Consider the following 13,767-nt stretch of genomic DNA (forward strand, 5'->3'; position numbering starts at 1 on the left):
AGGTTGCATCAATCCGATTCCATGAGCCGGGCTCGCGTCAGAACGACTTCATACTCTTGACGAGATGAACTCCTCCAGAGCCTCAGTCGGACCGGGGTACCAACTTCACCTCGAATCCTCGCGCCCACTGAGGAGGCTTCCTCCCATTCCGCGGCCGCGCCATCCACTGCGAGCATGGCATCTCCAGCAGCAAGTCCACCGCGCTCTGCTGGGCTCCCGTCAAGAACGCCGCTGATTGTCAGTCGCTGTACCCCACCAACAGAAGTCTGCTCACTCGCCCAGACAATTCCTACGCCACCAAATTCGACACCGGGAGCCGCGTCTTTTCTTAGCGGACTCAATGCGATTCGCAGCGGTCCACTCCAGGATGCAGGCTCCCGAACAACCCATGACCGATAACCACTCGAACTGGCCCAGAGCGCATCCTCCGTCACCGTCAGTCTAAAGCTCCCGTCGGCAGCGGTCTCAACAACTCCTGGTGTTCCTAAAGATGAAACCTCATCGACCGCATCTGCCCACAGGCCCTGATGCCTTGGTTCATGCTCCGAAATCCGAGCCCCCGCGAGAGGCTGTCCCGTCTCCAGGTCTGTCACGATGCCTTGCAACAAGTGTCCAGCCGTCAGCGAAATCGTAAGTTGCGTTCTCTCACCAGCCGCCACCTTCACTGTTGACCGAACGCTCCTTTGAAATCCATCAGCCAGAATCCGAAGCCGATAGACACCAGCAGGCAAGTTGGAGATCTCGAAACGCCCCCGAGCATCGTGAACAATCCCCCGGTGCCTCAGGCTATCTCGAATCCTACCTCTCGCGAACTCCCCTTCCCTCCAGTATTTCTCAATCAAATACGAGAACCCGGAAACAGCCTCACCAGTCAACTCAGAGACCACTCTCCCTGAGATTTGACCTGCCGGCGGCAGTCGCAGCCGAACGTCTCGCGCCCCTGCCTTCACAGTCTTCATCGACTCAGGATCTTTGGAAACGAAGACATCATATTCGTCCTCCTCAAGTGGACCTATCAAGAAACTGCCATCGTCATCGGTCACTGTCTCTTGACGGGGCTCCATCTCCAGGGCGCTGAGAAGGATGCCCATATCGACCCCTCCGTCATCAACTGGAGCAACATCTCCCATAATCTTCGTACGCCGGAATTCGGCGTCCGTTGCACTGACCTGAACTCCGGCAACAGGATGCCCCGCAGAATCAAGCACATGGCCTTCGACATACTTCAATTCAGCCTGAGCAGCGTCAGCGTCCAAGTCCATCACAAAGGGACACTCTGAAGCAATACACAGACAATGAATCCCGGAAAAAGTACCGTTCAACTCAGCCTGAAGAAGAGCATCCGGCACGAACGGGATCTTGAACTGTCCGTCGAGATTTGACTCGACCGATTCGGGAACCCCACTGCTCGGGTCCCACCGTCCCGTGGTCAAGAAACGGATCTTTGCGTTTGAAACGGGACGGCCGTCAACGCCGTGCACAACACCCTCACAGTACCCCAAAGACTTGAGCGCCAATACAAGCCCATCGACCACTTCCTCCTCGTCGACCGAGACAACCAGACCGGGCATACGGGCAGATGGAGCGAACGGCTGGAACCCCTCACTCACCACTCTTACAATCGAATACTCTCCGGATATCGGGGGCTCATACGAAAAGCGACCATCGACCCCACTCCGAATTGACTCAATACGACCAAGACGTTGAATCGAAATTTCGGCACCTGGGATTCCATCACCACTCTCTTCCGAGATGATGCGTCCCGTGAGCATCATCTTTGGCCGAGAAGTATGCGAGACAGTTTCTGGAGTCGGCACAGGTAGCCAGCTGGCAACTCCCGCTCGCACTTCTGCGACATGCGCCCCGGGTTGTATCTCCTGTTCACCATGGCTCGTCCCAACGCAACCAGGAGCGCTGTTCCATCCCCAAAGGACTGCGAGCATCAGCAGTACAACGCCAGCCAGCAACGACTGGCTCATCCTCCTCGACATGCGTCTCCCCTCAGGGACTATCCTTGAGTCCATTTGTTTGCAGGCTCGTAAATGAATTCTCCATTACTGGGAATACCCCGCCAGTGCGATTGACTTCCCAATCGGAATGTCAATGTCGCTAGCGATGCTGCGAGTAATCCCCCGGCCCAAGTGCAGAACACCGTGGCCTCGCGCTCTCTCCGTCAGTCCATTCGAAGGCTATGGACGCTGCGGTACTGGCCCAGTCTGCCAGGTCAATCGCTTTAGACGCCCAGGCGAGCGGATAGGTCGACCCGCCGCGAACGGCCAGATGTCCTCCGCCTCCTGCCCGTCTCATCCAGCGGAGCCTCCAGGCGCCAGTTCCCGACCTGGACGTCATCTCGAGGCCTTCAGTACATCGTCTGACTCAAGGTCATCGCGGCCCCTTCGGCTCTACACTTCCTCGAACTTCGATCCAGAGGTCTTCGCGGCTTCCATTGCGGCCTTGATATCTTCGGAGACAATCAGCCCGAGCGGCCATCCCCAGGTGCGGAAGACCTTGGTATCGCCCACCTTCGAGCGGTCAATCTTCATTCCCGCCACGCTCCGGTACTTGCCCAGCATTTCCGGACGATCATCCTCTGGCTTCCAGAGCAGAATCTCTCTCGACGCCTTGTCGTCGATGCACCGAACAGTCTTCGTGGCCACGAGCATGACGTACTGCTCCGGATAGCCTTTGACGTCGACGGGAATGAGTTGCACATCTCCCGGAGCTCGCTCCGCGAAGATGGTCGCGACCCTGACATGGACAATGGGAGTCACTCCAACGCCTGCGGTGCTGAAGTCCAGGCTCCGCCCGGGCTCCCTGATGGGAAACGTCAGCCGACCCGGAGGCTGGATAGGAGCGCCTGCCGCGAACTGCCAGATGTCCTCGACCTCCTGACCAGTCCCATCCAATGGGTCTCCGAGATACCAGTACCCTGCCCGCACATCTTCCCTGAGTTTGAAGTATCGAGTGAAGTCCGACATGATGGCCTTCCTAGCGGGCTCCCTTGCGTCGAGTCAAAAGGCTGTTGAGTTCTGTTCCTCGGGTCACGGCCTCTTTGGCGAGAGTACGAAGCTCGCCTCGGAGGGCCTTCTGGCAATCCGCCACCTTGCGACATGTCCCCAAGGCCGTTCTCAGGCGCTCAAAGACAAAGGAGTGATACTGCTCGGGGTGCGGCCCCTTGTGGCCCGAGACCCTGACGATGTTTTCGGGGTCTTTCAACTCCATCCCAGCCCTTGTGAACAGCTCCCTGAATCTGGGTGACCACGGTCCACCGCGTGCGGCGGAGATGTCGTTCTTGTTAGTGGCGATGTGGTGGCGGTGCCCACCGCCCATCCCCTGCCCCGCCATCGCCAGTGCATTGGGGGCGAGCGCGATGGTGAAGCCCTCCGCCGACACCGCGACGGAACGCACTCCCGCCAGCGCAGGAAACGAGATGCCCGCCTGGGACTCCACGGCGAGCGCCGCTTGAGCAGACCCAGGCAGCCGCCCTGCCTTCGCGACCAGCCCCGCTGTACTCCCAACAGCGGCCGTCGCCAGCACCACGAAGACACGCGCCGCGTTCTCCCCGAGCACCTCCCCATACGCCTCACCCGCCGCGCTGAGCTGCGCGAAGGTCGTGGCCCGCTCCACCTCGCGCACCAAGGTCAGCCACCCGTCCAGCAGCCGCCACACCGTATCCACCCCCAGGTAGGCAATCGCCAGGGCCGTCAGTGTCGCCGCGACACCCTTCGAGACAGGCTCCGGCAGAACCCACAGCATGAGGTACATCGTCGCGGCGGCGGTCACCGTGGCCATGACCGCTCCAGGGTCCGCCATGTCCTCCAGCGCCTCGGCCGTCTCCTCCCACACCGAATCCATCGCAATGGCAAACGCCACCGTGTACTTGCCGTCGCTGGCCAGCAACGGCCCCTCCTCCAGCAGCCGCAGGCAGTCGCCCGGCTGGTCCTTCCGTTTGCACCACTGACCGTACGCGCGCGTCAACTCATCGTCCGCATAGGACTCCAACAGGTGAGGCCCCTCCGCGTCCGCGCGACGCAGAGGCGTCAGGCGAGGTGGACGGCTCTCATAGCGATACACCCCGCTTCGAGATGGCACACCGAAGAGCTCTCGCGCCCCCTGCATCGGATTGCGGAATGGACGCACGTCCCGAGCAAGCTCCACGATGCTCTCTTCGAACTCATCGTCGTCGAGTTCGGCCGCATCCGGCTCCGCGCCCGGCTCCTCGCGCGGCGTGACCACGAAAGAGTCACGCCCGGTCTCCAGCCGGACGACTCGACTCGTCGCACAGCCGGTGATGGTCACGAGCAAGAGCAGCGGCAGCGCCCAGCGAACCCACATGAAGTGTCCCCCCAGCAGGGCCCGCGAACCTCACGGGCCATCCGCGGCAATAGCAGGGCACACCGACAATCCACGAAGCCCATCGACTTCGCAGCAGGCTCTCCATGCAGCATCCACCTCGACTGACGGTGAGGGACTCCCGCCAGCAGTCGAAGACGACTCGCCCCCCTGCTCACAATTGTCGTGGAGGCGACATGAAGCCCCACCAAACGCTTCGCCACCAACGAGGGGCTCCCGTGAAGGAGGACTCCGAGGCCACCGTGTCGCGCGGCGTGCTGGCTACTCCGCGCGCGAGTGGTGACTGACGTCAGCCCTCGGCTTCCGGGTGGCTCGGTTGACCGCGCTCCTGACGACGTTTCCTTCGCTGTCCTTGTAGATCACGTTCGTCGTCACCAGGTCCGCCGTGACGGCATACACAATCGTCGCCGTCTGGTTCCTGGCGGGATTGAGCAGGCTCCAGGTCAGCTCCCGACGAGCCGCATCCCAATGGCCTTCGAACTCACTGACCAGTCCAATCGACGAGTAATACCACCGGCGGTACACGGCCCTGCCCGTGTCATACCCGTAGAGGATGAAATACTCCTCACGCGTTGAGCCATTCGTCGCCTGGCCATCGACGCGGATGAACTGCCCGTTGAGCAACTGCTGGCCCACCGCCTGGCCCGTGAAGTGAACGCCCTGCTGGGACTGGGCGTTCGGCGCCACCTGGATATCGAGCGTCCACTCCCCCACCCACGGAGCCAGGACCTGCAACTCCGCGGGCGCCGGGTTGCCCGCGTAGGGAAGCCGAACCTCCGGAGACGGGCTTGGCGCATGCGCGGCGCAGGAGATCGCCGAGACCGCCAGCAACAAGAGACTCACGGGAAGCGTTCGAGATGGGGCAGGGCGCATGGGTGCTCAGCTCCAGGAACGCACGGCGTTGCGCGCTCCCTGTTGGATGCGGTCCCCGGAATAGTCCTCGCGCACCTCACACGCCGCTCGCGTCGCCGAACACGCGACTCACGTCGCCGAACACGCAACCCACATCGCCGAATCGAGCCCCCAGGTGTCTCACGGTCAGAAACGTCCGTGCTTGAAGCACTTCCGATTCCTGGGCGCCCCCCGTGCCGAGCCCCGACTCGCTCCGGGCTATCTCGCCTGATAGCTGTCCGAACGCCCGCCGCGGGGGCGACGCACCCTCAGATGCGGCCGCCCGACGTGGAGGCGATGCTTGGGCTTTCGCCGGATGAAACCACTCGCATCACCTCGCCGGTAGCACGTGAGGAGGCGCTCCTCATCACTCACCAGGACAATCCAGCCCCTCGCCTGCCTCGCCAACGTCGTGCCCCGGAGGTGCTCCGGCAGGTCTCGCTCCAGCACCGTGATGTGTGTGGCTCCCGCCGCCCGGATGCGCTGACCGAAGTCCAGGATGAGCTCGAGAACTTCCTTTCGCAGCACCCCCACCGCGCTGCGCTCGAGGAACGTGAAGGTGGCAGAAGAAGCACGAGAGACGGACGGACGGCACCGGGCCATGGCGGATTCCTCCTGTGGCCCTGTCCCTTTTCACGTGCCGTTCCAACCCTCCCCTCACGCGATTCCAAGGGGTTGCACCCGTCACCACCGCTCCACCGCGCGACATTTCGTCAACGCGGCGCCGACACCGTGACAGCACGACGCATCGGCCCCCAGCGAGCAACCAGCCTCGGATACAGCGCCCGGAAGCCCAAGAACCACACCCCGCCCGCGAGCAGGTCCACCGCGTAGTGGTAGCGCAGCACCAACGTCGACACGCACAGCAGCACCGCCACCGGCACCATCCACCGGAACCTCCGGGGATTCGCACGCGCGTCATGCCCCAGCAGCACCAGGGTGATGAACACATGCAGGCTCGGGAACGCGTCGTAGGTCGACGAGCCGCTCTCCACCACCAGCGCATTCAGCCGCGTCACCCACCCACCCTCGATGGGCACCGTGAACAGCTCGGGATACGCCGCCACCGGCCCCATGGCCGGGACCAGGTAGTAGCCCACGATTCCCGGCACATACGCCGAGAAGACCTGACCGAAGAACGCCTCCGCCTTCTCACGAGGCCCCACCACCGCCCAGAGCATCGCCAGGTGCAGATACACGTGGAACGAGAGATACGCCGCGCTGAACACCTCGTTCACCCACGGCACACTCCAGCGCTGAAGCCAGACCGCGGGCGTCGTCCCACCGAAGACTCGCGCGTCCACACCGAACAGCCACGCATCCCACGTCCCGAGCCCCAGCGCGGGAACCGCGTCCTTCACCGACGCATAGAAGAAGAACGTCGCGACATACGCCAGGAGCAGCCGCACCCGGAAGACCTGTGCCCAGCCATCCAGCCGCGCGAGCACCGCCACCGTCAGGATGAACAGTCCCGTCGCCCCGAGCATCCGGAACGACCCCGCCGACGCCCCCGTCTCGAACAGGAGCACTCCCGACAGCATCACCCCCAGCGCCGCCAGCAACACCTCATGGAGATACGGACGCTCAGACATCCGCGGGACGGCTCCGCCGAGCCTCTCGCATCAGCCCTCCACTGACGACGCCCCAGACGAACGAGGCATACGATGGAATGAAGGGCGCCCCCTGCGACACCAGCTCCGCCCGGAGCGCACCGTGCAGCGCCGGCAGGTTGTACCAGGGCACTCGCGGGTACAGGTGGTGCTCCAGGTGGTAGTTCTCATTGCACATGAAGAACCGCGTCACCGGGTTGGTGAGGATGGTCCGGGTCCCTCGGACGGGGTGGTCCGCATCCGCCAGGAACGTGTGCTGACTCATCCCTCGGATGTTCACCATCGTGTTGATGATGACCATCGGGATGAGCCAGCCATGCAGCAACACCTGCCACGGAACGAAGACCCCCGCGAGCACGCAGCCCGCGATGACCATCGCCACCTCGCAGCCCATCCACCGCTTCTCGGATGCCGTGCCGTGCTTCCATCCCAGGATGGGAATCATCGTGATGTACGCGGGATACCCCAAGAGCAACCGCCCCACGTGCATCAACAGCTCCAGCCACCGCCGCCCCGTGTAGTTGGCGTAGTGGTCCGGGTCCAAGCCTCCCCCCAGGTCGCGATGGTGCCGCAGGTGCAAGACCTTGTAGGCCGCGAAGTTCTGCAGCACGGGCCACGCGCACAACATGCCGCCCAACCGGTTCAGCCACGGGCGCGATGACAACCCGCCATGAACCGCCTCGTGGGTGAACAGGCTGATGCCGTGCAACGAAGCCGCCGAGAGGACGTAGAGCACCACGCGGGCGCTCCATCCCCACGGCGAGGACTCTTCTCGCGACAGCAGCACCGCCCCCCAGACCGACACACCCAGGAGCAGCACGAACGCCCCCAGCCGTGGAAGGTGGCGCGCGTCCACCCGCTCGAGCTCTCGTAGGTTCTCGGAAGAAAGGGAGAAGGGCAGCATCGGCATGGACTGTCGAAGGAAGGGGCGCCGTCGTTTTCGGCAAACCGAATCATGCCCTAGAATCCACTCCTTCGCCGGAGCCACCTCGCCCCTTGAGCACCTCGACCTTCCGCTTGAAGTTCGCCGTCGTCCGCGAGGACCCCAGGCTCGAGCAGATTCTCATCGAACGAACCCGGGCCCGAGCCCTCCTCACCGTCGCCTCGGGTGGCTGCACGCTCCTCACGCTCGCGCACGAGAACCCCTCGGTGGAGCTCGTCGGCTTCGACTTCAACCCGCGACAACTCGACCACGTGCGAGAGAAGGCCGCGAGCCTCGGCACCGCGTCGCCCGAACACCTCAACATCCAGGCGGCGGCGCCCACGGGCCTGAATCAGCGCGGAGAGTTCGAGGGACTCTTCCGCACCCTGCGCCACTTCATCGAGGAGTTCGTGGCCCCAGCCTCGGAGCTCCAGCGCTTCTTCGACCCCACCACGTCCCCTTCCGAGCGGGACACCCTGTGCACCCCCTGGTTCGCCTCCGCCTACTGGCCCGTGGCCTTCCAGCTCGCGTTCGCGGACCCGTTCCTCCACGCCATGTTCGGACCCGCCGCCACGCAACACGCGGCCCCCGGCTCCTACCCACGCTACTTCCAGGCCACCTTCGAGCGCGGCCTGCGCCGTGACGACGCCCACCGCAATCCCTATCTGCAACACGTGTTGCTCGGCGCCTACCTGCCCGAGGACTGTCCCGGGTATCTGCGCGCCACGAGCGTGCGCCCCTTCCAGCTCATCCAAGGCTCGCTGCCCGACGTGCCCGGCCTGGGCCGCTTCGACGTCATCTCCCTGTCCAACATCTTCGACTGGTCGGATGACACCCTCGTCGCTGAATGGGCCGCGCTGTTGTCGCGAGAAGCCCGCCCCGGCTGCGCCGTGCTGATGCGCCAGCTCAACAACCAGCGCGACCTGCGGCGCTTCTTCAGCCCCGCCTTCGAGTTCGACGACGCGCTGGGCACCCGGCTCCAGGCCCAGGACCGCAGCCTGTTCTACGAGCGCATCGAGGTCGGCTTCCGGCGGCCCACTCCCGCATGAACACGCCCAGCGTGCGCTACGTGGTCCTCCGGCCCGACACGCTCGGCCCGTACGTCGAGCGGCTCCGGCTGCTCGAGCGCGGAATCGAGTACCCCATCGCCGACGGCGCCGACCACTTCTTCATCGACCACGGGCCCCACTACCACCCGTTCTTCTCCTCCATGGGAGAGGCGTACTTCCTCCTCGCCCTGCGCGGAGAAGAGCTGCTGGGCTCGGTGACGGGTGTCTCGCGGCAGGTCTTCCGCGGCACCCGCTCCGCCCAGGCGCTCTACATCTGCGACCTCAAGGTGGCCCCCCACGCGCGAGGAACGGGGCTCGCCCGAAGGCTCATCCTCCAGGGGCTCACCCACCTGTTCCGCATCCCCGCCCTGCGAGGCACCCGGTTCTTCTACGGAGCCGCCATGCGCGGCGCACGCGGCGACGTCATGCACACGGTGCGCGGCTGGAATCCCCTGCGCATGGGCCGGCCCCAGAGCCGCCTCGCGCTCTACTTCGTGCCCCCGGCCCGCCTCGCCGCCCTCGACCTCACCCTCGCGCCCAAGCCCGTGCGGGGAGAAGGGCTCGTGCTCGGCCCCGCCCCGGACCGGCGGCTCGACGGCGCGGGGTGGTGCACCACCTCCGGCAGCAAGGACCTCCAGCTCCGCTCCACCCAGAAGCCCTGGCCCCTGGTCCACCTCGCGGCGCCGCCCTCCGCGTGGACCCACGGCTGGGGACACTACCTGCGCACCTGCGGCCAGGAGCTCACCCTCCACCACCCTGAGTCGCTCGCCTGCTTCGCCATCGACGAACTGCTTGCGGACCATGTCGCATGGCTACAAGCCGTGGGCCTGCCCCCGGACGCCGCGTGCACCGTCTATTCTCTCGACCTCACCCGACTTAAGGGTACCCCCGCATGGGTGCACCTTCCCTCTTCCGAAATCTGAAGCTGCGCGGACACATCGCCACCCTGAAGGCCGAGTGGAGCGCCAGCGAGTCCTCCACCTACCTGCGCGCGCTGCGCGACGGCACGTTCGAGCGCACCGACTTCATCGAGACCCAGCGCCAGTTCTTCTCCGCCGTGGCGCACTTCTCGCGGCCCATGGCCCTGCTCGCCAGCAGGCTGCCTCGGCCCGAGCTTCGCCTGCCCTTGGTGGAGAACGTCTTCGACGAGCACGGCCGAGGCACACTCGCGCACGGCCACGAGCAGACCTTCCTGGTGCTCCTGGAGCGGCTCGGCGCCTCCGTGGAGCACATCCACGACGACGCCTTCTGGCCGGAGGTCCGCAAGTTCAACGCCGCGCTGACCGGCATCGCGAGCTTCGAGCCGACCCACACCGCCCTGGCCGTGTTCGGCATCATCGAGGACCTGTTCAGCGGCATCTCGCTGGAGCTGGGGCGCGGCATCGTCGCCCGGGGCTGGCTCGCCGCGGACCAGGTGACGCACTACCCCACCCACGCGACGCTCGACGAGGAGCACGCGGACGGGTTCTACCGCCAGCTCGACGCCCCCTATGAAGCGTCCGCCACCACCGCGCGGGACATCGAGCAGGGGCTCGTGCTCGGCGGGCACCTCTTCCTCGGCCTCTACGAGGACCTGTACCGCGCCCGGCGACGCCGCCTGGGTTGAGTGCTCTTCCGCGCACTTCGCCCCACGCGCCCGCCAGGTCAGCCCCGCCCCGGCTGGCCGTGGCGCCCGGCTTGGGCTAGCACCCTCTCCATGCCCCTCCTCGCACTCGTCCGTCATGGTCAGTCGCTGTGGAACCACGAGAACCGCTTCACGGGCCTCGTGGACGTGCCCCTCACCGACAAAGGCCGAGAAGAGGCGCGGCTCGCCGCGCGGGCGCTCCAGGGCCTCACGTTCGACGTCGCCTATACGTCCGCGCTCATCCGCGCGCAGGAGACGCTCGACATCATCCTCAAGGCCCTGCGCCAGCACCCGCCCATCATCCGGGATGCCGCCCTCAACGAGCGCGGCTACGGCGACCTCCAGGGGCTCAACAAGGCGGATGCGGCCCAGCGCTTCGGCGACGAGCAGGTGAAGCTCTGGCGGCGCTCCTACGACGTCCGCCCCCCGAATGGCGAGTCCCTGGAGATGACCGCCCAGCGCGTGCTGCCCTTCTACGACCGGGCCATCAGCGGCGACATCCGCCTGGGGAAGAACGTCCTCGTCGTGGCCCATGGGAACTCGAATCGCTCCCTGGTGATGAAGCTGGACCGGCTCTCCGGGGAGCAGGTGGTGGGGCTGGAGCTGGCGACCGGGGTCCCCCTCCTCTACGAGCTGTCCGCCGATACAGCCGTGCTGTCCAAACAGACTCTCACGCCTTGAGACAGCGAGGAGCGCCCCGAGGGAGCGACAGGGGGGGCCCTTGTTCGTGGCGGGATTGAATGCCATGAGGCACCCGCCGTCTGATGTGTCGAGTACACGAAACCAAGGACGCTCCCCCATGAAGGCCCTCGCCCTCGCAGTCGCCCTGCTGACCGCCGCTCCCTCCCTCGCGCAAGACAACAACGCGGACAAGCTCCGGGCTCCCGCCCCCACCGCGGCGACGACCGAGACCGAGGCCGCGCAGAAGAGCGAGATGACCGCCGAGGGCGCCGACGCCGCGAAGTTCCGCGCTCCCCCGCCGGGCCGCCCGATGCCGAACTACCCGGGCTACGAGCCGGGCTCCGGCCCGAACTACCCCTACCCGCCGAACCACACGGGCACGCTGGTGGTCCTCAGCCGCGAGGAGCTGACCGAGCGCCTGGAGCGGATGGAGGAGCTGCTCGAGTACCTGGACGAGCGCGCGGACCGCAACACCCGCACCCGGCTGCGTCGCGCGCAGGAGACCCTGAACACCCTGATGCGTCAGGTCTCCGAGGCGCCCCTGCTCGCCACGGTGATGCCGCGTCCGCAGCCGCCCCCGCCGCCGCGCGAGCCGGTCATCCGCCCGATGTCGCAGAACGCCTTCGGGAAGCTCGATGACGCCATCGCCCGTGAGAACTTCAACGACGACAAGCTCCGCGTCCTCTACGCGGGCATCCACAACAACAACTTCCTGTGCTCGCAGGTCGCCGCGTTGCTGGAGCGCTTCCCGTTCACCAATGACAAGCTGAACGCGCTGCGCGCCCTCAAGCCGCGCATCATCGACCCGGAGAACCACTTCATCCTCATCAACCTCTTCAAGTTCTCCAGCGACAAGAAGCGCGCCCAGGAAGTCCTGTCGCAGCGCTGAAGACAGAAGACACGGATGGAAGCACCCGGGCGTCGCGGCCACCCCCGCGACGCCCGTTGTGTTTCCAGCGCTCGCGCCTCACGGCTTCGCGAGCACAACCAACAAGGCGTGCCCTTCCGCCGAGTCCACGCTGCCGTGTACGGCGGCCAGCACCTGGCCGTGTTCATCGAGCGCGAAGGCATACGGCAGCGGGTCGGAGGCAAGCCCCAGCGTCCTCGCCATCGCCCCGTCCTTGTCGAGCCAGGTGTCTTCCCCGGCGCTACACGGTCCGCGAGAAGCGCGGTCGCTCGGCCTTCGCGAGGCGCGCGTCGAACACCATCGCCACGTTGCGAACGAAGAGCTTCCCCAGGGCCGTCAGCTCGAGCTGCGTCCCCGAGCGGACGAGCAGCCCGTCCTCCTCGAACGGGCGCAGCCGCTCCAGCTCGGGCGCGAAGTCGCGGAGGCTGTCTTCGCCCAGGTCCACCCAGGCATTGCACATGAGCTGGGTGATGACACCCCGGCGCCTCCGGTCATCCTCCGTGAGCAGCAGGCCGCGCTCCGTGGCGAGCCGCCCCTGCGAAATCCGCTCGTAGTAGGCGGGCAGCGGGCGGACGTTCTGCGCATAGGCCCCGTCCACGTCGCTGATGCCCGTGCTGCCCAGCGCCACCACGTCCGAGGCCGCCTTCACCGTGTAGCCCTGGAAGTTGCGCCCCAGGCGCCGCTCCGACAGTGCGCGGGCCAGCTCATCCTCCGGCACAGCGAAGTGGTCCATGCCGATGGGCTGATAGCCCGCGCCCACGAAGGCGGACGCCGCCGCGCGGAAGAGTTCCAGCTTCACGGAGGCGCCAGGAATCGCGTCGGCCGGCATCCGCCGCTGGTGCTTGAGCACCTCCGGCATGAACGCGAACGAGTAGACGGCGAGCCGGTCCGGCCGCATCTCCAGCACGGTCTTCAGCGTCCGAGCCCAGCTCCGAGGCTCCTGATACGGCAGGCCGTAGATGAGGTCGAAGTTCACGCCCGTGAAGCCCAGCGCGCGCGCATGCTCCAGCAGGCTCCGGGTCCGCTCGGGCGTCTGGAGCCGGTTCGTCGCCTCCTGCACGCGCGAGTCGAAGTCCTGCAACCCCATGGACAGCCGGTTGAAGCCCAGCGCGCGCAGCAGCGAGAGCTGCTCCCCGGTCGTCACGGAGGGATGGACCTCGATGGCCACCTCCGCGTCGGGCATCGGCGTGAAGCGCCGCGTGAGCTCCGTCCAGAGCCGCTCGAGCTGCGGCTCCGTGAGGAACGTCGGGGTGCCTCCGCCCCAGTGAATCTGGGAGAGCCGCCGCCGAGACCCCAGCCGTTCCGCCACCAGGTCCAGCTCCATCACCAGGTGGTCCAGGTACCGGTCCGCCGCGCTGGAGTCCTTGCTGATGACCACGTTGCAGCCGCAGTACCAGCAGAGGCTGTGGCAGAACGGCAGGTGGACATAGAGCGAGAGAGGCTCCGAGGGCTCGCGCGCCCCCGCGCTCCGCAGTCGCTCGTCCAGCGATTCGGGGCCGAAGTCCCGGCGCCACTCCGGCGCGGTGGGGTAGCTCGTGTAGCGAGGCCCGGAGACGTCATACCGGCTCAGCAGCTCCGGCGAGGGACGGGGGACCCCTGGAAGTGTTTCCATGTCGCCCCCAGCCACTCCAAGCCGCGTGCCACGCGCCCCGCCTCGGCCACGCCCCAGCCCGCGCAGATTCTGCGAGGCGCCCACCAGGGCCCGCATCACTTTCGCGGGCCCCCAAGAA

General features: G+C 66.0%; 14 protein-coding genes. 5 read left to right on the plus strand and 9 right to left on the minus strand.

What is annotated here, in order from left to right; genetic code table 11:
• Positions 1 to 8: 8 nt before the first annotated feature.
• The 7 genes from MYSTI_RS42335 to MYSTI_RS30305 form a co-directional block, all read right to left on the minus strand.
• Entirely contained in the window at positions 9 to 1,775 is a 1,767-nt protein-coding gene (locus tag MYSTI_RS42335) for a carboxypeptidase-like regulatory domain-containing protein (protein WP_169558677.1), read from the minus strand.
• A gap of 627 nt (positions 1,776 to 2,402) precedes the next feature.
• Positions 2,403 to 2,978 (minus strand): imm11 family protein, encoded by a 576-nt coding sequence (locus MYSTI_RS30280; protein ID WP_015351629.1) that lies wholly within the window; start codon positions 2,976 to 2,978, stop codon positions 2,403 to 2,405.
• A 10-nt stretch (positions 2,979 to 2,988) separates the two neighbouring features.
• Positions 2,989 to 4,335, minus strand: coding sequence for an AHH domain-containing protein (locus tag MYSTI_RS30285; RefSeq protein ID WP_015351630.1), 1,347 nt, complete (start codon positions 4,333 to 4,335; stop codon positions 2,989 to 2,991).
• 279 nt (positions 4,336 to 4,614) lie between these two features.
• Positions 4,615 to 5,196: a DUF1579 family protein gene (locus MYSTI_RS30290; protein WP_169558678.1), complete on the minus strand. Its 582-nt coding sequence runs from the start codon at positions 5,194 to 5,196 to the stop codon at positions 4,615 to 4,617.
• A gap of 267 nt (positions 5,197 to 5,463) precedes the next feature.
• Entirely contained in the window at positions 5,464 to 5,847 is a 384-nt protein-coding gene (locus tag MYSTI_RS30295) for a hypothetical protein (RefSeq protein ID WP_015351632.1), read from the minus strand.
• A gap of 110 nt (positions 5,848 to 5,957) precedes the next feature.
• Positions 5,958 to 6,836, minus strand: a complete 879-nt coding sequence (locus tag MYSTI_RS30300; protein ID WP_015351633.1) for a phosphatase PAP2 family protein — start codon at positions 6,834 to 6,836, stop codon at positions 5,958 to 5,960.
• On the minus strand, positions 6,829 to 7,764 hold the full coding sequence (locus tag MYSTI_RS30305) for a fatty acid desaturase family protein (RefSeq protein ID WP_015351634.1): 936 nt from the start codon (positions 7,762 to 7,764) through the stop codon (positions 6,829 to 6,831). Before MYSTI_RS30305 ends, MYSTI_RS30300 begins: the two co-directional genes overlap by 8 nt.
• Positions 7,765 to 7,850: 86 nt before the next feature.
• Between MYSTI_RS30305 and MYSTI_RS30310 the strand changes: the two genes are divergently transcribed.
• From MYSTI_RS30310 to MYSTI_RS30330, 5 genes are all read left to right on the plus strand, one after another.
• A complete protein-coding gene (locus MYSTI_RS30310; protein ID WP_015351635.1) occupies positions 7,851 to 8,825 on the plus strand; it encodes a DUF3419 family protein in 975 nt (324 codons plus the stop codon).
• Entirely contained in the window at positions 8,822 to 9,748 is a 927-nt protein-coding gene (locus tag MYSTI_RS30315) for a GNAT family N-acetyltransferase (protein WP_015351636.1), read from the plus strand. Before MYSTI_RS30310 ends, MYSTI_RS30315 begins: the two co-directional genes overlap by 4 nt.
• On the plus strand, positions 9,718 to 10,431 hold the full coding sequence (locus MYSTI_RS30320; RefSeq protein ID WP_015351637.1) for an iron-containing redox enzyme family protein: 714 nt from the start codon (positions 9,718 to 9,720) through the stop codon (positions 10,429 to 10,431). Before MYSTI_RS30315 ends, MYSTI_RS30320 begins: the two co-directional genes overlap by 31 nt.
• Positions 10,432 to 10,521: 90 nt before the next feature.
• Positions 10,522 to 11,130 carry a 2,3-bisphosphoglycerate-dependent phosphoglycerate mutase gene (locus tag MYSTI_RS30325; RefSeq protein ID WP_015351638.1) on the plus strand — a complete coding sequence of 203 codons (609 nt, stop codon included), beginning with the start codon at positions 10,522 to 10,524 and terminating at the stop codon, positions 11,128 to 11,130.
• A gap of 118 nt (positions 11,131 to 11,248) precedes the next feature.
• Positions 11,249 to 12,019, plus strand: a complete 771-nt coding sequence (locus MYSTI_RS30330; protein ID WP_015351639.1) for a proline and serine-rich protein 1 family protein — start codon at positions 11,249 to 11,251, stop codon at positions 12,017 to 12,019.
• Positions 12,020 to 12,097: 78 nt separating this feature from the next.
• Here MYSTI_RS30330 and MYSTI_RS43965 read toward each other — a convergent pair whose 3' ends face one another.
• Entirely contained in the window at positions 12,098 to 12,241 is a 144-nt protein-coding gene (locus MYSTI_RS43965; RefSeq protein ID WP_169558679.1) for a hypothetical protein, read from the minus strand.
• Positions 12,242 to 12,278: 37 nt separating this feature from the next.
• A complete protein-coding gene (gene hemN / locus MYSTI_RS30335) occupies positions 12,279 to 13,649 on the minus strand; it encodes an oxygen-independent coproporphyrinogen III oxidase (protein WP_015351640.1) in 1,371 nt (456 codons plus the stop codon).
• Positions 13,650 to 13,767: the final 118 nt, after the last annotated feature.

It is taken from the genome of Myxococcus stipitatus DSM 14675 (assembly GCF_000331735.1).
Lineage (GTDB): Bacteria > Myxococcota > Myxococcia > Myxococcales > Myxococcaceae > Myxococcus > Myxococcus stipitatus.

Coding starts and splice junctions, on each gene's coding strand:
- MYSTI_RS30320 (WP_015351637.1), top strand. CDS start 9,718: ATGGGTGCACCTTCCCTCTTCCGAAATCTGAAGCTGCGCGGACACATC.
- MYSTI_RS30285 (WP_015351630.1), bottom strand. CDS start 4,335: ATGTGGGTTCGCTGGGCGCTGCCGCTGCTCTTGCTCGTGACCATCACC.
- MYSTI_RS30305 (WP_015351634.1), bottom strand. CDS start 7,764: ATGCCGATGCTGCCCTTCTCCCTTTCTTCCGAGAACCTACGAGAGCTC.
- hemN (WP_015351640.1), bottom strand. CDS start 13,649: ATGGAAACACTTCCAGGGGTCCCCCGTCCCTCGCCGGAGCTGCTGAGC.
- MYSTI_RS30325 (WP_015351638.1), top strand. CDS start 10,522: ATGCCCCTCCTCGCACTCGTCCGTCATGGTCAGTCGCTGTGGAACCAC.
- MYSTI_RS30295 (WP_015351632.1), bottom strand. CDS start 5,847: ATGGCCCGGTGCCGTCCGTCCGTCTCTCGTGCTTCTTCTGCCACCTTC.
- MYSTI_RS43965 (WP_169558679.1), bottom strand. CDS start 12,241: ATGGCGAGGACGCTGGGGCTTGCCTCCGACCCGCTGCCGTATGCCTTC.
- MYSTI_RS30315 (WP_015351636.1), top strand. CDS start 8,822: ATGAACACGCCCAGCGTGCGCTACGTGGTCCTCCGGCCCGACACGCTC.
- MYSTI_RS30330 (WP_015351639.1), top strand. CDS start 11,249: ATGAAGGCCCTCGCCCTCGCAGTCGCCCTGCTGACCGCCGCTCCCTCC.
- MYSTI_RS30280 (WP_015351629.1), bottom strand. CDS start 2,978: ATGTCGGACTTCACTCGATACTTCAAACTCAGGGAAGATGTGCGGGCA.
- MYSTI_RS30300 (WP_015351633.1), bottom strand. CDS start 6,836: ATGTCTGAGCGTCCGTATCTCCATGAGGTGTTGCTGGCGGCGCTGGGG.
- MYSTI_RS42335 (WP_169558677.1), bottom strand. CDS start 1,775: ATGATGCTCACGGGACGCATCATCTCGGAAGAGAGTGGTGATGGAATC.